This window comes from Rahnella sp. CFA14(1/10) (assembly GCF_004195095.1).
In the GTDB taxonomy this organism is placed as follows: domain Bacteria; phylum Pseudomonadota; class Gammaproteobacteria; order Enterobacterales; family Enterobacteriaceae; genus Rahnella; species Rahnella perminowiae.
The window spans coordinates 177,305-195,291 of the sequence record NZ_SEWS01000001.1; the positions used below are offsets into that span (position 1 = coordinate 177,305).

Below are 17,987 nucleotides of genomic sequence, written 5' to 3' on the forward strand. Positions count from 1 at the left end.
TGGATAGTGAATCTCTGTCAGGCTCAGATTTTATCCATCAAATAACGATGCGCTTTGGATGCCGCGCTGGCGGCCATGAAAATAAAGCGTTTGTCGTTCTTCAGTGCTTTCGGCCATGAAGCGATATAGCTTTCATGCTGAACCTCTCCGACAATCCACAAGTCCGCCATCAGGAACGCGCTTCCCAGCTCGTCGATCATCTCTTCAAACGCATATCCCTCACTACCAAAACCAAACTTCCCTTTCATTTCACGATTCAGGCGACCTTTACCACCGCTCCAGTGAACCAGCTCATGCAGGCCGGTAGCGTAGAAATTAGCCGCATCTGAAAACAGATGGCGCTCCGGTAGCCAGACTTCATCAGTTGATGGTTGGAAAAAGGCATTTTGCCCTTTCTCGATGATGTTTGCGCCGCTCTTTCGGAACAGATTTTCAGCCTCCGGCAACGGGTCAAAGGTTGCTTCTGGGTTAACTGTTTCAGTTGTCAGTGGAAGCCCATCAATTTGTTCAATATTGAACACGTTGAAGGTTTTCAGCATCGGGATATGGTCGATTTCGCCGTCTTCGTTTTCCTTCTCTAAGGTTGTATAAAAAATGGCTGTCGTGCCGTGCTCACCTTTGCGAACCTGTCCACCTACTGCCTGTGCTTGTTTGTAGGTCATCCAGCGTGAATTACAGAAGCCCTGTTCTGATGCACTGCACCACAACAGCATGATATTCATTCCGCTATACGCGATACCGGTTGCGAAGTTAGAAGGCAACCCAGACATGCCCGGCACTCATTGCCACGGGCAAGACCACGGTTTTACACCAGCTTCAAGCGCTGCAATCATGTTGTCGGTGACAGTCTGATAAATATCGGTTTTGGCATTAGAAAATTTCGTTTTTGAGGAGCCTGACTGCTCCAGCGGGGATACGCTGGTCGCCGCTGCGGTGTTAGGGGTGCTAGTCTGGGTATGCAAGGAAATAGTCATGGTTTTTTCTCCGTCAGTGGTATGATTTTCGTCTTCGTATCGCCTGACGGTTCGCTTTCCCGGCATCGTTCCTGCATGCAAGGGCGCAGCATGCGTGCCATTTACCCTTGCAGGACGGGTTGTGTTGGGAAACGATTAACCGGAAGCAGAGACTGGAGTGGAAATCACCTAGGAGATAAAACAGTCGATGTATAGCCTGACGTAGCGCCCATTTCTCCGCAGCGGTGAGAGGGAGTTAAGATATGTAACGAACTGGTGCTCTTTTCCTTTGTTGAATCCCAGAAGTAAAGCAAGGCTTTCGGTCAATGATTTTCATAACAAATAGGTCATCCGATATAGAATAGATGCGTCACTCCGAAAAACGTACGGACAGTAATTGCTCTAAACTTACACATGGGTAGAGAAAGAGAATCACCATCTGAAATCGTTGGCCGATGACCATAACCAAGACTGAACCTCAATTGGTTTGTTAGATACATTTGAGTCATTTAAAATGGCTCAAAAAGTGGATGGTCCGGTTTACCGGTATGCTTACAGAATTACGTGGTATTCCATATCGAAATGAACAGCAAATGCAGGATATTACTGTCGAGCCAGCTGCACGTTTAATCGTAGATTATCTTTCATGCCTCTACGGAAAGCGTGAACCTAAGGCTTGGATCCGTTTGATGAATCAGTTGATTCCTTTTGCCGATGAAGAAGTACAGTCCAGTGCGCGAAAGGACCTTGATCGTTTGTTAAAAAAACAGCGCAAAGAAGCAGCTAGTGGTGAACAGCTTGATTCACCTTTTTCTTGTTGGTGGAAGTTTGTGAAAGCGTTTTTAAAGCATATTGACTCTGATACGATCGTAGCCCTATCACCTGATTATGAATCCCACAAACGCCTACAGGAAGTTTTTCGTGATACCAAAGCACGGATTGAAGAGTTGCTTAAAATTGAATCAAATTTGCCGCAAGCGCTTGGGCGGTTTACGGATGACCAAGCGGTCCGGATTCTGACCATTCACAAAAGCAAAGGGCTAGAGTTCGATTCTGTAATTATAATGGCAGTTGAAAACGAAATTTTCTTTGGTAACCAAGATGAGAATCGATGCGCATTTTTCGTTGGTGTCTCACGAGCGAAAAGACGATTGATATTAACTCATGCAGACGAGCGACAACGTCCTGCTAACGCTAAACGTTGGGATGTTCACAGGACCGCTCAATCTGAGTATTTTAGTTATGTTACACCGTTTATAACAGCAGCATTAAAGTGAAGAATTCATATGCCACATTGATTAATTTCATAAGATTGATCGTATTGTTAAACTCGCAGTTGCCATTCGATTTGCTTTCGAGCGGTTGAAATAATTTGATTGAATAACATAACGCTCACCTCAGGTTCTCGATTACTAATAGGGAAATCAGGAGAACGACTCCCACCTACAAGCAAAACCTTTATAGGCAAATCCACATATTTTAACAGTTCATGTCTATAAGCTATAGCTTGAACATAGTCTCCGTGGTTGAGTGCATGATCTGGGCGCTTGAATTCAATAAGCAAGTATTGACCATTCAAACTTTCATTCAAGAGCAAATCTGGACGTTTGTTGGCTTTATCTCCGATATATGATTTGCCTACTAGATCCTCTATTTGACGGCGCAAAGTAATATTTGAGCTAAAAAGAGAATATTCAGCACCAAATATCCAAAGATTCTTCTCTAGAGCTTTATGCATTATTGATTCAGTAGTTGATTTATCCCGTACAATCGAATCTAACTGATCAAGAAAAATTCTACGACCTTCTGCTTGTTGAACAAGAAAGGCCATGTCAGCAAGACCAAAATCGTTTAAAAGCTCAGCTATACCCGCAACATCCGAGGGCATAGCTTCTCCAATATGCTCCAACAATATACGATAGTCAGAACTCTCCATTGCTTCAAGCAACACATTTACAACTAACTCAACTTTGCTTTCCGGTTCTCCATAATATTTGTCAAGGATCTTTTTGATTGCCCGATCTGCAAAGGCACGCTTATATTCAGGAAGAGAAGATAATCTGGTAAGTAGTGTTCTTTTTAAACGTGCTTGTGCTAATTGTATTTCACGGCGATACTGCTGCTCAAAGGCCGTTCGCAAAATTGGTTGAACATAGCTTTCAACAGCTTGTAAAAGCTCGCTATTTTCAACCGTTGCATCCCACCCTGCAGTGATATGATCTCGCAGCCCATCAGCTTCAATTTCACCATAAAGTTTGCGCAGTAGTTTCGATGGGAAATCCTCTGACTGATCCAGACCAAAGAATCTTGGTCGTCCAACAGACTTTCCATCGACACGTAGTGTCACACCCGGCTGACGTAATCCAGCTTTAGCATCACTAATAGTGAAGCGAAGTTTAACACTACCAACATTTGCAAGTTCGCTCTCAAATTCTGCGTAATTACCCGATACATCATCAACATCTAGGCATTTATCATTAACTTTGATGGAAAAATCGTCTTGACGTCCGTAATCCTGTAGTAGGATTTGACGTAGTTTATTAGCATCGGGAAAACTTAGGCCCTGATGCAGTTCACTCAGAGTAATCGTTGTTCCATGCTGGTTGATATCACATGAATCACTGTGCAGGCCGATATTTAACCTCTCAATATCATCTACCTGCGAAAGCTCGTCCAAACGCAACATAAAGCGGCACATACGTCCACGAGCTCGGGTTTCAAGAGTCATGACTGATGCAGCCATCAAACCCGCAAACTTACCTATACCCTTTCGCCCTTTAACCAATCGATTTTTTAAGGCGGTTCGTTCGCCGCGATATGAACGTCGGTCAGTTGCAATGAATAAATAATGTCGTCTTAATTCCTGTTCAGTCATGCCAGTACCATTATCTTTAATGACAATGGGATCACCACTAAGTGGCTTAGGGAGCATGATAGTGACACCTTCCGCATCAGCATCCCATGCATTGTCTACGAGCTCCTTCAATGCACGTTCAGAGGACGGGTATTCCTGACTTAATAAAGTAGCAATACGAGAATCAACCTGAAATCTCAAATGAGACTTACTCATATCAAAACCTCTCCGATCGATAGTAAATGAAACCTGAATACTACCTTTTAATTACAACTCATGTTTACCTTGCTTATGAAAACCACGAAAAAATTCTATAAATATTAATTTTATGAATACTTTCATAGGCTTATTAATAGAAAATCTTTGAGTTGATTTTTTCACCTATCTTTAAATTAGCATCGTTCCCCAATATTTAACCCTGCCAGAACTTATTTCACTACTCGTATCTTGGTTACTATTCTATAAATCCCCTAAGACATTAATTATTTAGAATATCAATTTAATTTATATCACTAGTAAAAGTGAAAATCGGAAATTTATACTTACCACTTAAGCCTCTAATTACCAATCGACAGAAATTGTTTCATTATAGAATGGGTGTTCTTCGTCTAACGAATCAACATAATAAGGTAGTTCATCGAAATCATGAGAACCAGCAACAGAAAATGACGTTGCAAGAAGCCCAAACCTATTTTTTATCCATTCTGCAACATGGTTAGCAAAATCTTCCTTTTTGCGAAGTGGCCAGTTTTTTTCATTTAATTTAATATCTATCAAGTAACGCCCTTCCTTATTAACAGAGATTATACCTGATTGAAGTAATACCCTAACAAATACAGATTGATTATCTTGAACCCAGATCCATGAATTCCCATATTCGTAGGGATAAGAACTGCTTAGAAAATCTTTGTCTTTATATAGTTCATCTACATAATCTAATAGTGGTTTGACATGAAGATGAACTTCATCAGATGAAAAATTAAAATATCCATCAAAATCAAAAGCACAATTATTAATATGATTTGACAACTCTAACGGTTCTAGAATCTGTGAAAACGAACTTATATTTTCAATTGCTATTATAAATTTAGAGAAATCTTTATGTATTACCCCTCTATCAATAAGCGTTAAAATATCATGGGAAATAATAGCGACATCATTTGTATAAGGAACAATTACGCCCGCACCTCCCACATCAACTTTACTAAAGTCCAACCCAGGTATATTAGAAATATCATCTATAATACCGAATTCCTTTATCATTTTATCTAAATATTCCGTATCACCACGGTACGGCCAACGCCATTCTCTTTCATGAGTCCAATCAATGCGGTTAGGAACATACGTAACATATCTATATTGCTCAATTAAAGGAAGAACATCAGCGTTTATTATCCTTTCATCGCCAATATCAGAATCGAAACAAATTGAATTATCGGAATCGAGAGCATAAATAACTGGCCTTGCCCCAACCTGAAACATTTTATCTTTTGGAAAAACAAGAGCATATAAACCAATATTTTCTCTATTATTCATGCGATTAAAACCCGACTCCAGATAAGCAGAAATCGGCATGTCCGTATAACAAATTGCGGGAGAGCAACCATAGATAGTTCTTATATTATTTCTATAAGACCACGAGGCCAATAATTTATTGTTACGCAATGCCAAACGAAGTAAATACCTAGCATCAATTAATGTATTATGATGATTACAGTTAAATCCGCAATGCTCTGGTAATAATATGTGACTACCGCTATCTAAATTAACATCACGGTAAAAATGAATTAAATAATCTGACAAATCAAACCTTATATTGTTCTTCATAAATAGCGCCCTAAATTAAATTACATTTAACCATTCGAGTTATATAGGATTGCACCAGGATGCTTAGTTATATATATTTTGATAAAATCAAAAAAATGATAAAAACGAACTTGAACAAAGCAATCTTGAGTATTAATTTTAAATGAAATGAAACTAAAAACATATTACAACCACACCTATAAGGCGTGGTTCAAGGTTAATATTTAATAAAACACCATAATAACACTTTTGAATTGATAAATAATTCTAAGTTCATTTTCGCATATCCAAAAGTAATTTTTCAGCGGATACTCTTATCCCGTCACTATCACCTTTGTTACTTGCATCTAGTAACTTAGTTAGGTTTCTATTTTTAAAACTCTTTGATGCAAGGTCAAAATCTTTTACAAGTTTAGCCCACCTAGATTGAGGTTTACCATACCATGCCAATTTTTGGAGAATTAGCTCATCCCCTGGCAAACACTCCTTCAGATAATACTCCCACTGATTGGCAGTTAAACGTTCTAACAAGTTAATAGCATCAGTCTGAGCTGCTGTTGATACCCCATAATTGTTGCCTAACCGAACAGCTAAAATTGCAGACATACTAATTGGAAAAGCAGGCCATGGTATAGTTGTTCCTAATTTTGCAAGTGCAGTTATTGCCGCTGGTTCATTATAAAAATTATTCATATCGGTATGAACACTAATAACATTTGATGCCGCTGCTGCAAATGTCTGAGAACGTAATGATTCAGGTACGAAATCAAAACCTTGAGTAGCCGTTAATGCCTTCTTGAGTGCAGTAACTGCCGGTGAATGACCAGAATTCACTGCTTCAGCATAAGATTGACCAATCGACCATTTCTCTGCATCTCTTAAACTTTCCCAAAGAAAAGGCACAAGTACTACTATATTACCTAAGGTATGTTCAAACTGAGCCCCAGCCTTAGATTTGACTCCAGAAAGCAGAATGCTTAGTGTGGTTTTTTTAAAAAAATAAGGAGCTGCTTGTAACGTAGCGACTTCTGCATCAGATATTTTAAACGTACGACCTTCAAGTTCTGCACGAAAATCCATAAATTCTGCGGGAGCGATATTTCCATTTCTTCCTAGCACAGCATTGACGCATGTTCTCAAAAAAGAGAGAGCCTCTTCCCTAGACATTTCTTCTGCTTCTGAGTCTTCTATATTTAGACTATCGAAATGAGCCAGCAACTCTAGATGTTGAGTTAAACGTGTTGCGTCAGTAGAGTTTATTAGTCCTAACTCTCGGGCAAGAGTAATTGCTTCATAGTTTGAGATGCTTACGGTCGGTACAGAATCTTCAGTAAGATCTGCTCGTCCAAGCATTTCCCCCACAAATGCCATACCAAGAGAAGCAAGGGCTCTTTTGAGCTGTGATAATGCCTTATTAAGTACAAATCCAGCCATCATCTCATAAGCATCAGAATTAAATGCAGTTACAATTTGTTTTTGATCTCGGGTACTTAAATTCTGGGCAACCCTAGTTATATCAATAGCTGTAGAGGCAGCTTTGGGGACTATTGCTCCGACAGGTTCACGCCAAATAACAACTGAATTACTCATTTTCACTAGCCTCAATATATAGTATGAAGATCAGTACGCCCATCTTGAGAACGAAAAAAGGCCGCTGATAGTTCTGACCCAATAAGTTGCTTCATCGATTCATATGCGCGACTTCTCGCCCCACCAGAAATATTAGACATTTCATCATTACGAATAAAAGCTCGATATCCTAAAACACATCCCGATTTGTTAAATATAGTTATGCCATCACTGTTAATAAATCCCGATACTAATTCCGCTGCTGCTTGTAATCTGCTTACGGAGATCGCTGTTTTCCCTTCGTCAGTATGTAATTTGACCTTATCAAAGAGATTTATTGAAGGCCTCAGAAGAACAGCATCTTGCAGTGATACTGGCAATATATCTGTATCAGAAGAAATAACTGCAATTAATGTCCCATGGCTGTTGTTCACAGCAGAACTTAGCAATCTTTCAACGAAGCTTGAGAAGATTTCAGAATCATCGCCCAAATTAGCCGATATGGCATTTGCAAGTCCATGTATATGAGCTTCAGAATTTAATTCTGAGGTGTCATTATCATTATTAAAGCGAAACTCTATTTTACTACCTGAATTCGTTCTGACTTCAACTTTGTTGACTGCGCTTTGTGCAATTTTTATTACAGGGAAACCATGCGAGAAACTATCTAATACAACCTCATCAACAGTTAAAGATGAAGGATCACTACTTCCACAAAAAACACCGAACTTGCACGTTTGTCCTGTGCTAGAGCGTTCGATATATATTCTCCAATTATCGCGGCAAAGAGGTGCCGCAGCCTTTAGTATTTTAGGGCCAGCGGTATCACTTGCAATATCACCAGAAAGAGGGATATACTCGCCCACACCAGCTCTTTGCAATAAAGCCGAAATTGAGTTACATATAAAAACAGCGGGTTTTAATGGTACCCCTTCTTCTGTATAAGCGGCTAGTTGAGATACGATCCCTGAAATTAATTTAGAAGTTAAGCTACATTCAAGATCAATTTCAGCCATAAGATCTAATGTATTAGAAAGTAGGTGGGTCCTGAAAGATACACTTTTAGATGAAGCCATTTATATTGCCCCAACAAAATATAATACATATCATTTTATAAAATGAAGCATAGAAGACTGGCATTCCATATATCCTCTAGTTAGAATTGCAAACCACATCAAATGAACCACATCTCTAGAATATAACCTTACCATTAGAAATCAATAAATTATTGAAAATTAATTTGACCACCACCCTACTAAGTCGAACGCCACAGTTCTAGACACTACGTGTGGCACCGTTGACGAGGTCGCCGTTGATCACCGTATTGTTACTTTTGGAATGAGCAGACAGTTAGACCTCTTTAGACTAAGTTCCATTATGATAGTCTCGTCGTTGCCCTCTCTATCTGCTCTTCCTTTCAGGGAACACCATAATGACGATCATCATATGCCGAGGATTGCTCAAACAAGATTTATGTAACCCGCAACCATTGGTGGTCATTTTGGTAGTTTATACAGCATCGTAATTAAGGTTTAGCTTACTTATTAGCCAGTTACTGGCAAAGGCGATCCCAGTCAGAGGAGCCAAATTTAGAGAAGCCCGCTTAAGTTTCCTTAAGCGGGCTTTTTGTTTTTAGCATATTGCCTGCTTTGATTCACTCCGTTGATGAACGCTGCGCGCTCGTTAGCAGTGCCGGCAACTCTTTTTTCAGTTCTTCAATCAAGGCTCTCACTTTAGGAAGCACCACATGAGTCCTTGGCCATATTGCAGAAATGGGGGTAGGCGGTGCCTGAAATGAAGGTAAAATTGTAAGAAGCTGCCCCTTATTAATTGCATCACCGCACAACCAGTCAGGAAGTTGCGTCACCCCACATCCGGCAATAGCAGCCTCCAGCATGGCTTGGCCATTATTGAAACGGTAAGCTGAGGAAACGACATGCCTTACAACGAGCTCTTCTTTACCCCGGATTAACCAGTAAGTTTGCCCTTCTGAGGGCAACCCTGAAATGCAGCTGTGCGATGAAAGCCCACGAAGGTCAACAGGGGTGCCTGCCCGCTTCAGATAGCCCGGAGAGGCGCAAATAATAAACCTTTGCTCGCCCAATCGGGTGGCTACCAAATCACCTGAGTCAGGCAGGGGGCCAAGTCTCAGGGCCAGGTCAAAGCCGTCTGTTACCGGGTCACGAACCCGATCGCTGAAATCCACTTCGATATTCAAAGCCCGGTATTTTAAGGCCATGATATTGAGTAAGGGCATAATGAAAAGGTGCCCAAAGGCCACGGGTACTGTCAGGCGCATCAGTCCGGAAGGTTCCACTATCCCCGCCTCTATTCTGTTTTCGGCATCTGAAATCATATCCAGCGCATCATTGCAGCTATTGAAATAGATCTCACCCTCCGGTGTCAGTGACAGGCTGCGCGTACTGCGGTTGAGTAAGCGAACCCCCAGACGTGTTTCCAGACGTTTGATGCTTTTGCTGAGTGCCGAACGCGTCACGCCTAAACCGTCAGCTGCAGCGACGAAACTGCCTTTTCTGACGACTTCAGTGAATTCTTGTACACCATTGAGTTGTGCCGTCACAAATATTGGTTCCTTTATATCAACACTGAGGGGCTTTTTGACCGGCTAATCACGGCCTTAAAATAAAGATAAGATCCCTGACAATACATTTTTACCATGAAATGTCTTCAGGAGACAGAATGAGCGAATTATTGAATGTCTACACAATGAATGAAATAAGTCTTAATAATCGTGTCGTTATGGCACCAATGACCCGATCGCGAGCTTACAACCTTGTTCCCACTGACAGTATGGTCACTTACTATCGACAGCGCGCCACAGCAGGTTTAATTGTTTCCGAAGGTTCACCAGTTTCAATGGAAGGTCGTGGACAAGCTTACACACCGGGAATTTATACTGACGAACAGATAGAGGGGTGGAAGAAGGTTACTGAGGCGGTACATGGGCAAGGCGGGAAAATATTCATTCAGCTTTGGCACGTAGGACGTTCCTCACACATTGCTCACCAGCCTGATGGACAGGCACCGGTCAGTTCTGTCTCGCGTATTGCAGAAGGCTGTACAACTCACATTCCCGGGGATAACTATCAGTCTGTGCGCGCATTTCACAGCCAGCCCCGCGCATTAACAACGGATGAAATACCTCGGGTGACGCAAGATTTTGTCAAGGCGGCTAAAAATGCCATTGAGGCGGGATTTGACGGTATAGAGATCCACGCTGCTAACGGCTACATCTTTGAGCAATTTATCAACGGTGGACTTAACGACAGAAAAGACCGTTATGGCGGTAATATTGCCAATCGCCTGCGATTTACGCTGGAAACTGTGGATGCGGTCTCTGCCGCCATCGGGAGTCACCGGACAGGTATCCGTATTGCACCTTTTGGCCGCCTGCAGGATATGCATGGCTTTGATGATGAGGAGGATACCTGGTTAGCTTTGGGTATTGAAATGCGTCGCCGCCAACTTGCTTATGTGCATTTGAGCGATCAGGAATCTCTGGGAGCGCAGGCCATTCCTGCCGGTTTCCTGACAAAGTTTCGCGAAACCTACGAGGGAACCCTCATCATCGCGGGCAGCTATACACAGGAGCGTGCAGAGCTGGCACTCAGGGAGGGTATTGCCGACTTAATCGCATTTGGGCGTCCTTTCATCGCCAATCCGGACCTCGTGAAACGCATGAAGAACGGTTGGCCTATTGCTGTTCCTGACAAGAATACGTTCTACACCGGGCAAGATGGAGGTTATATAGATTATCCCACGTATAACGTGGATTAAGCTTCCCTGAAACAGCAATGCATCTGGAATGCATCCGTAATTCATCTAAACCAATAAATGAAAATACGGTTAATAAGGCGCTGCGGTTGATGGAACTGTATTCAATGAATGTTGATGGAGCTACCTTTTGCAAGCGCCTGATTCTAATGCGTTCAGTGTTTCTTTTATATAAAGTACCGAATCATGAGCACCGGAATACGCCCCCCTCTTTAAATCAACGGCGTTGCCAAAAATTCCGGTCGCTGTTCGGCCAGCAATCTAAACCTGGCCACTTCCGGATATCGCGCACAGTTCACGGTATCCGGCAGCATCAATTCTGTAAAACTCCAGGCCACTGCGATACTGATACCGGCCACGGACAGCATATCAGGATGACCTTCCCGCAGGCCGTTCTCCAGTGTCTGCCATGCGCCGTGAAGCTGTTGAGTCACCCGAGTCACCCAGGGCTGATGCTGTTTTTCTTCTGGCCTGAGACGCTGCTCGTAAACAAGCTGTACCGCTTTCTCGCAGGCTGCCAGGGCGAATCCCGTAAGATGCAGATCCCGCAATTCTTCCGCTTCGGACGATGATGCCGGTGCAGCAGAATGAGTGGAATATTTTCCGAGGTAATGAATGATCAGTGTTGAGTCGATCAGTACCTGATTATCATCTGTGATAAGGGTTGGAACTTTGACTGCCGGGTTAATTTTTGTGAAGGCATCAAAATCGCTGAATACCGAAAGCGGTCGATGTTCAAATTCAATACCCATTACTTTCATATAAATAGCCACCCGTCTGACATAGGGTGAATCCAGCATTCCGATCAGGATCATGGCTCTACCTCATATTATGTTGATTAACAAAATCAATTAACTGTGCGGCGACAGGTAAGGGTACATCTTCCATTAAAAAATGTCCGGCCTGTTGATAGATATGCAGCGTGGAAGAGACGATATCGCGCTGCAAACGCTTTCCATACTCAACGGGTTGCCATTCATCTTCCGCGCCCCATAAAATCTGCACAGGTAACCGGAGTTGCGGAAGTTTTTCTGCAAAATCAGCGGTGTAACAGGCATTATAGTGCGCAACCTGATGCTGATAGAATGAAGCCTGGCCCACCACACCGCAAAGCGGCGCGAGATAACTTTCCAGCCGCTCCTCTGTCATAAGATGCTTATTAAAAACGGCCATCTGCAACTGGCGGGACATTGCGCGGTAATGCTCAGTGGCAGGTATTCGCGCATAATCCGCATAGTTATCCCGCATATCTTTCCATGTGGATGAAGGCCAGGAGTCGTAGCTCGGAATATCTGCAAGTGTAAGTGTCTGCAGAAGGGATGGCCTGTCGAACGCCAGCCGGAGCGAAATTGCCCCGCCGATATCGTGACCAAAAAGATGCGTTTTTTCGAGTTGCCAGTGTTCAAGCAGCTTCAGCAGAAAACTCACCTGTGAGGCAACCGAGGTATCAGCCGTCAAAGGGCGCTCGGATGCGCCAAACCCAGGCAGGTCATAAAGGTGAACGCGAAACCCCGCATCGACAAATACCGGAACCAGTGTCTGCCAGATTACAGAATGTGCGGGAGTACCATGCACCAGCACCAGAGGTGTACCTGAACCATGGATCCCGGTCGCAATGCGGCAACCCTTTATCAAAACGTCGCTATTCAGTAATGCATTATTAGCGGGCATAAGCTTTCTCCGTTGTGCTCGTTTCAGTCAGGCTATCCGTTGACTGAATATGACACCAGTGACATTCTTTCCCGATGTAAACCAACTTTTGTCATAAAAAATGAATAAACGACTCTCCGTTGATTCGCTCAGAGTTTTCAGAACTGTGGTGCAAACGGGCAATATGAGTAAGGCTGCATTACTCCTCAATCTGAGCCAGTCCGCCGTAAGCTGGAAGCTCAGACGGCTTGAAGATCATCTTCAATGTCAGCTATTTACGCGCATCGACGGTAAAAGCGTTCCGACGGAAAAAGGCAGCGTTTTATTGCGCCATGCGGAAAATATACTCACGGAGCACGATAATGCCGTGGCCTATTTTTCTCCTTCTGCACTCCGTGGAAAGCTGCGAATTGGAGTCACGGAACACATCTCAATGACCGAAATATGTGGGGTTATCTCAACCTTCACGCACCACCATCCTGAAGTGGATATACAGCTGGTTGTTGAGCAAAGTCATCTCCTTCGTCAGCATTTTTCTGAAGGAAGTCTGGAAATCATCTTACATCAGGATTTCACGGGCACGGCATCGCCGGAAGACCAGGTATTATGGAGTGAAAAGTTATACTGGTGCGCAACGCCTGCGTGGCGGTATGAATCTGATAAGTGCCTGAAGCTTATTACGTGGGGACCGGATTGCTATTACCGTAGCCTGGCCGAGGAAAAACTTCGTCAGTCAAAGATTCCGTTTACTGTGATGCTGGAGTGCCCCTCGGTAGCGGGTATGCTTGCAGCGATAACGACTGGCCTGGGTGTGGGCATAATCAATCAATACAGCATTGATAAAGCGGTTTGTAACGTGTCCGGGTTTGAGATGATGATGCCGCTGCCGTCGGTAGATTGCCTGTTGCGCGTGAACGAATACCGCTTTAATCCCGCAAGCGAGGCCTTCTGCCAGATGCTGACCAGGGTGATGCATAAACAGCGGTAGTGAACTGACAGGCTTTTAATTGATTAATACAATGATTGTCATCAATGTCCGCTTCTGACACAAAACCGTCCGCAAGAGATTTCAATGAGCAGCAAGAAGCGGACGTCAGCCAGAACGCAGGCCTGATTACCGTCGGTCCCCTGCCCGGCCGACAGTAACTCTTATTTTAACTCATCTCTTTCACCCGGGAAGCGTCATACATTTCCTGGGCCCGCTCCATTTCTGCTCCATGCTCCAGCGCCCATTCGTACAATGCAATAAACGGTTCCTGTAGGGTCCGTGCCAACGCGGTAAGACTGTATTCCACACTCACCGGCGAAGTAGGAAGTACCTTGCGGTATACCAACCCATTACGTTCGAGACGCTTAAGCGCATCGGACAAGGCTTTGTGAGTGATCCCCTCTAACCGGCGACGGAGTTCATTAAAGCGGGATGGTTTAGTGCAAAGCACCGTGAGAATTAAAATCGACCATTTGTTAGTGATGTTCTCAAGAACAGGACGGGTTTTTCCTACATCTCTTAAGTCACTGCTATCGATCTGTGTCATAGCGATATACTCCGGCATACTTAGTTTACGTAAAGTGCGTAATTGTTATTAAGTATAAAAATTATATCATCTCTTTTCCATTCGAACAGGAGTAAGCAGATGAGAAGATTAGACAACAAAGTGGCCCTGATACTGGGCGGAGCAAAAGGCATTGGTCTTGCAATCAGTCAGAGATTTGCCCGTGAAGGTGCGACAACCTGGTTCACATCCCGGCGGGATGAGGAGTTAGACGCCGCCGGTCACACGATAAAGGGCAACGCCAGACCGCTACGTGCTGATGTCAGCCAGATAAGCGAACTGACACGGATCGTTGATTTGATCGAGACAGAGTCCGGCCAGATAGATGTGCTGGTCATTAATGCCGGAATGGCAGAATACTCGACAATTAATGACGTCACCCCGGCACATTTTGATTCTATTTTCGGCCTGAATGTGCGCTCACCGCTTTTCGCTATGCAGGCAGCACTTCCCCTGTTGAAAAAGGGAGCGAGCGTCGTTTTGATAGGTTCGATTGCCGATGTGATTGGCACGCCGGGATATGGTGTATACGGTGCCAGTAAAGCGGCACTTCGTTCTTTTGCCCGCACATGGACACATGAACTCTCCGCCCGCGGTATTCGAATTAATGTGGTCGCCCCTGGCCCTGTCGATACGGAAATGATGCTTGCAGCCTCCGAAGAACTGCGTAATGGGATAATCAGCGCAATACCGTTAGCAAGAATGGGCAAACCTGAAGAAGTCGCAAACGCCGTACTCTTCCTGGCGAGCGATGAAAGCAGTTATATCGCGGGAGCAGAAATCTGTGTGGACGGTGGGCTGACACAGGTTTAGTTGTAGCGCTTGCCTCTGGCACTAAACTGCCTACACAAAGGATTTCGTTGGGCAGCCAGCTGTTCTTAATTTTGGCCGATCACATTGGAGAAGAAAGGCAGGTTTGGCTATGGGACTGGCAACATCGCCTTTTTAACATGGGTCATTGCTGCCAATAAAAAACCCGCCGGGGCGGGTTTTAATGTTTGCGGCAAACTGCAGATTAAGACTGCGGATCCACCGGCTGAACTTCAAGCGAAACCATACCGATGCCCAGCTTACGCGGCTGAAAGCCACCGCTGGTCCCTTCGGTGGGCTCAGTCGGCTCCGGCGGCGTGATCACGATACTCTGCTCCGCCCCCGGGTTGGTGAACTGTACTTTCACGATGCCGTCAGTATCACCAAAGGTCACAAACTGTTCCTGATCCCCGACGCGGACAGAAACCGGCTTATCAATATTATTACCGTAAGCACGTGCGCGGATCACCACATCAAAAGTAGCGGGCAGCGGTTTGACATAATCAATTTTCACCGACGGTGCCAGATTGGCATCTGACCAACGTCCCCAGTTTTCAACGGCAGACACACCGGTAATCGCTTTTACCTGCTCCGGCAATCCCGGCACCATAAAGGCAATGGCTTTCGACTGGTAGGTAGTGGCCGCATCGTCAATGTTCAACGCATTCAGGGTTTGCTGATAAATGGCGTTACTGCCCGACGTGTCTTTCGCGAAGTCTACTTTACCTTTGAAGGTATCGCCGGTGGCCTGCACAATTGTCGGCTTCGCCCCGAGGTTGCCCGATGCAACACACAGGCCGGTATTGAGCGACAACTCCGGTGCCCACACACGGCCCATTTCGTAGCATTTATCGACCCAGACAAAGTTATCGCTGGTCGCCAGTCCGGCCAGCTGTTTTTTCAACGGCGTTGACAGATAGACATCGAACATCGGTTCAATTTTGTCTCCCGTGACCTTCAGAATAAACGGCGTTTTGATGGTCATGCCGGAGAAAGTAAAGGTACTGTCTTTGGTATTCACCGCATAATTTTTGATGCTGTTCGGGAAGCCCCATTGTTTGATGACCGCCGGTTTCCAGGCATTCACTTTGTCATCAATATTCAGGAACTGCGCGGTCATAGAGGTCGCAGAAACACCGCTGCGGCCGAGACCGATATAGTTATCGCCGCCCATCATATCCAGTATGGTCGCACCATTATCCAGCGTACTGCGTTTCGCCGCATTGAGCTCACCCACCGGATGACGCCCGTCAAGGACGAAGAACAGGTCTTTACGGTTCTGTTTAGTCAGAATGTTGTATGCCGTGTTGTTCATTGCCAGATGGTCGGAAGACACCACAATGACGGTGTTATCAAAATAACCGGACTTTTTAATCTTATCGATAAAGGCGGCAATCAGTTCCTGACTACAGGACACGGCACTCAGTGACTGGTTAGCTTTACCGTTCACTTTATATTCCTTGCGGGTACAACCCCGGGAAATAAAGCCATCAGGATGATGCGTGTCAACGGTCAGCGTGAACAGTGAAAATGGCTTACCTTCCTGACTCAGCGTGATGAACTTTTTATACACTTCATCCAGCAAGGTGTCGTCATACCAACCCCAGTCGTTTTTGTAAGACGGATCCGCCACGGTCGGACGCAATTCGTTGTAGCCATAAAGATGGTCGAAGCCATGGGATTTCAGGAAAGTACCTTTACCTGCGAAAGCCAGTTCTGCGCCCTGATAGAAATAGTTGGTATAGCCGGCACCTTTGAGCACGTCGCCAAGACACACGTTTTCCGGGTAGAAGGTCGCCAGTGCACTGGAGGCATTGCCATCAAACGGCGCAAACAGCGGGATCCCGCACTGGGAAGCCACCATACCGGCGATGGTATAACCCGTGCCCGGCAACTGTTTGGTATTAGTGAAATCAGTGCTCTGCGCTTTATGGCGATTTAATTCGGTCGTCAGGCCGGGGAAAACCTTGTCATCAAAATAAGTGCGTTCCAGACTCTCGCCATAGATATAAACCAGGTTAGGTTTTTTCGCGCCCTTGATGACTTTTTCGGGCACTTTGTAATAGGTATTAAAATCTGCGCCGTTGCCGGAAATTTGCGTTTTGACCAGCCGGGAAATGTTTTGGAATGCCTGAGTGGAACCCACGGAAAAGACCGCCAGTACCACGGCCAGTGCGCTGTAGACGGCACTGCTGTTTTTAGCACGACGCTGCTTCAGCCCCCACGCCAGCAAAGCAAATACGGCAATCAGCCCCGCCAGTAAACCGATAAACGGCAGGATATATTTATTGAGCCCCGCCCCTTTCAGGCTGCTGGTGACGGTATATAACACGGCGTCCGTGATGCCTTCGCCAGTGAAATAATTGCTGCCGATCAGGATGACATTCAGAATGACGTAAAGCCCGAGGAAAAACAGCACCAGTGAAAACCAGACACGGCTGGACGACGCCCGCGTGACGTAGAGAAAAATAGAAGAAAGAAATAATACAAATGAAATTATCTCAGAAGCCATTTCAGCACCCTGCCTGATTTAAACAATAAACTCTACGACCCATTTCTGCTGTTTTGCGAGCAGCGCCGACGGTTCAACTCATCGAGCGAATGACCTGGATCATTCACTTCATCCCTGAGACAGGAAAATTCATGCCAAAAACGGATAGCGCTATATAGCCTGTTGAGCCTGAACGGGTCAACGCCTTCACCCGGCTTCAGGTCACTGATTTCGCCTAAAAAAATGGTATTTTACAAATTTTTGACGGCTGATTTCGCATGATAACCCAGAAATTTAACTTTATGGTCACTTTTCAGTAAGAATCTTATGATAGCGGAATACTGTGAGTGAAATGTGGAGGGCGGTTGAAAATTAGCAAATTCGGAATAAACCTTATTAGAGGTGACTGGCTGAGATACCCGTAATCACTGACGTTAAGCCCGGCGAGCAACTCACAATGCGCAGACACAATTGAGTGATTCAGATAAGAAAGTGCAGCCAATACA

At 44.7% G+C, this 17,987-nt stretch carries 13 protein-coding genes and 2 pseudogenes; 5 read left to right on the forward strand and 10 right to left on the reverse strand.

Translation table 11 applies throughout. The features are described from left to right. Positions 1-23: 23 nt before the first annotated feature. Positions 24-974: pseudogene (locus tag EVX52_RS00865) on the reverse strand (ArdC family protein). Between the two features lie 527 nt (positions 975-1,501). On the opposite strand from EVX52_RS00865, the gene EVX52_RS00870 reads away from it, so the two are divergent. Beyond that, positions 1,502-2,230, forward strand: a complete 729-nt coding sequence (locus tag EVX52_RS00870) for a 3'-5' exonuclease (protein WP_240783419.1) — start codon at positions 1,502-1,504, stop codon at positions 2,228-2,230. Positions 2,231-2,277: 47 nt separating this feature from the next. Here EVX52_RS00870 and EVX52_RS00875 read toward each other — a convergent pair whose 3' ends face one another. The 4 genes from EVX52_RS00875 to EVX52_RS00890 all read right to left on the reverse strand — a co-directional run bounded on the left by EVX52_RS00875 (position 2,278) and on the right by EVX52_RS00890 (position 8,258). Then, positions 2,278-4,023, reverse strand: a complete 1,746-nt coding sequence (locus tag EVX52_RS00875) for an ATP-binding protein (RefSeq protein ID WP_129990409.1) — start codon at positions 4,021-4,023, stop codon at positions 2,278-2,280. Between the two features lie 345 nt (positions 4,024-4,368). Further along, positions 4,369-5,634: a DUF4427 domain-containing protein gene (locus tag EVX52_RS00880; RefSeq protein WP_129990410.1), complete on the reverse strand. Its 1,266-nt coding sequence runs from the start codon at positions 5,632-5,634 to the stop codon at positions 4,369-4,371. A 252-nt stretch (positions 5,635-5,886) separates the two neighbouring features. Next, entirely contained in the window at positions 5,887-7,203 is a 1,317-nt protein-coding gene (locus tag EVX52_RS00885; protein WP_129990411.1) for a hypothetical protein, read from the reverse strand. 11 nt (positions 7,204-7,214) lie between these two features. After that, positions 7,215-8,258, reverse strand: coding sequence for a hypothetical protein (locus EVX52_RS00890; protein WP_129990412.1), 1,044 nt, complete (start codon positions 8,256-8,258; stop codon positions 7,215-7,217). 356 nt (positions 8,259-8,614) lie between these two features. On the opposite strand from EVX52_RS00890, the pseudogene EVX52_RS25410 reads away from it, so the two are divergent. Next, a pseudogene (locus EVX52_RS25410) lies at positions 8,615-8,818 on the forward strand (hypothetical protein). An 18-nt stretch (positions 8,819-8,836) separates the two neighbouring features. Here EVX52_RS25410 and EVX52_RS00900 read toward each other — a convergent pair. Next, positions 8,837-9,763 (reverse strand): LysR family transcriptional regulator, encoded by a 927-nt coding sequence (locus tag EVX52_RS00900; protein WP_129990413.1) that lies wholly within the window; start codon positions 9,761-9,763, stop codon positions 8,837-8,839. 119 nt (positions 9,764-9,882) lie between these two features. Between EVX52_RS00900 and EVX52_RS00905 the strand changes: the two genes are divergently transcribed. Further along, on the forward strand, positions 9,883-10,980 hold the full coding sequence (locus EVX52_RS00905; RefSeq protein WP_129951643.1) for an alkene reductase: 1,098 nt from the start codon (positions 9,883-9,885) through the stop codon (positions 10,978-10,980). A 209-nt stretch (positions 10,981-11,189) separates the two neighbouring features. Here the strand turns inward: EVX52_RS00905 and EVX52_RS00910 are convergent, their stop codons facing one another. Continuing rightward, entirely contained in the window at positions 11,190-11,792 is a 603-nt protein-coding gene (locus EVX52_RS00910) for a glutathione S-transferase (protein ID WP_129990414.1), read from the reverse strand. A 4-nt stretch (positions 11,793-11,796) separates the two neighbouring features. Then, positions 11,797-12,648: an alpha/beta fold hydrolase gene (locus EVX52_RS00915; RefSeq protein WP_165385153.1), complete on the reverse strand. Its 852-nt coding sequence runs from the start codon at positions 12,646-12,648 to the stop codon at positions 11,797-11,799. A gap of 100 nt (positions 12,649-12,748) precedes the next feature. On the opposite strand from EVX52_RS00915, the gene EVX52_RS00920 reads away from it, so the two are divergent. After that, positions 12,749-13,615, forward strand: a complete 867-nt coding sequence (locus tag EVX52_RS00920) for a LysR family transcriptional regulator (RefSeq protein WP_129990415.1) — start codon at positions 12,749-12,751, stop codon at positions 13,613-13,615. 166 nt (positions 13,616-13,781) lie between these two features. Here EVX52_RS00920 and EVX52_RS00925 read toward each other — a convergent pair whose 3' ends face one another. Next, positions 13,782-14,162: a helix-turn-helix domain-containing protein gene (locus EVX52_RS00925; RefSeq protein ID WP_129951646.1), complete on the reverse strand. Its 381-nt coding sequence runs from the start codon at positions 14,160-14,162 to the stop codon at positions 13,782-13,784. Between the two features lie 99 nt (positions 14,163-14,261). Between EVX52_RS00925 and EVX52_RS00930 the strand changes: the two genes are divergently transcribed. Then, positions 14,262-14,993, forward strand: a complete 732-nt coding sequence (locus EVX52_RS00930; RefSeq protein WP_129951647.1) for an SDR family NAD(P)-dependent oxidoreductase — start codon at positions 14,262-14,264, stop codon at positions 14,991-14,993. Between the two features lie 202 nt (positions 14,994-15,195). Here the strand turns inward: EVX52_RS00930 and opgB are convergent, their stop codons facing one another. Further along, a complete protein-coding gene (gene opgB, locus EVX52_RS00935) occupies positions 15,196-17,502 on the reverse strand; it encodes a phosphatidylglycerol--membrane-oligosaccharide glycerophosphotransferase (protein ID WP_129951648.1) in 2,307 nt (768 codons plus the stop codon). Positions 17,503-17,987: the final 485 nt, after the last annotated feature.

Excerpts from the sequence above, each read along its gene's own strand:
- EVX52_RS00880 (WP_129990410.1), bottom strand. The coding sequence starts at position 5,634 with ATGAAGAACAATATAAGGTTTGATTTGTCAGATTATTTAATTCATTTT.
- opgB (WP_129951648.1), bottom strand. The coding sequence starts at position 17,502 with ATGGCTTCTGAGATAATTTCATTTGTATTATTTCTTTCTTCTATTTTT.
- EVX52_RS00875 (WP_129990409.1), bottom strand. The coding sequence starts at position 4,023 with ATGAGTAAGTCTCATTTGAGATTTCAGGTTGATTCTCGTATTGCTACT.
- EVX52_RS00925 (WP_129951646.1), bottom strand. The coding sequence starts at position 14,162 with ATGACACAGATCGATAGCAGTGACTTAAGAGATGTAGGAAAAACCCGT.
- EVX52_RS00905 (WP_129951643.1), top strand. The coding sequence starts at position 9,883 with ATGAGCGAATTATTGAATGTCTACACAATGAATGAAATAAGTCTTAAT.
- EVX52_RS00910 (WP_129990414.1), bottom strand. The coding sequence starts at position 11,792 with ATGATCCTGATCGGAATGCTGGATTCACCCTATGTCAGACGGGTGGCT.
- EVX52_RS00920 (WP_129990415.1), top strand. The coding sequence starts at position 12,749 with ATGAATAAACGACTCTCCGTTGATTCGCTCAGAGTTTTCAGAACTGTG.
- EVX52_RS00930 (WP_129951647.1), top strand. The coding sequence starts at position 14,262 with ATGAGAAGATTAGACAACAAAGTGGCCCTGATACTGGGCGGAGCAAAA.
- EVX52_RS00890 (WP_129990412.1), bottom strand. The coding sequence starts at position 8,258 with ATGGCTTCATCTAAAAGTGTATCTTTCAGGACCCACCTACTTTCTAAT.
- EVX52_RS00885 (WP_129990411.1), bottom strand. The coding sequence starts at position 7,203 with ATGAGTAATTCAGTTGTTATTTGGCGTGAACCTGTCGGAGCAATAGTC.
- EVX52_RS00870 (WP_240783419.1), top strand. The coding sequence starts at position 1,502 with ATGCTTACAGAATTACGTGGTATTCCATATCGAAATGAACAGCAAATG.
- EVX52_RS00915 (WP_165385153.1), bottom strand. The coding sequence starts at position 12,648 with ATGCCCGCTAATAATGCATTACTGAATAGCGACGTTTTGATAAAGGGT.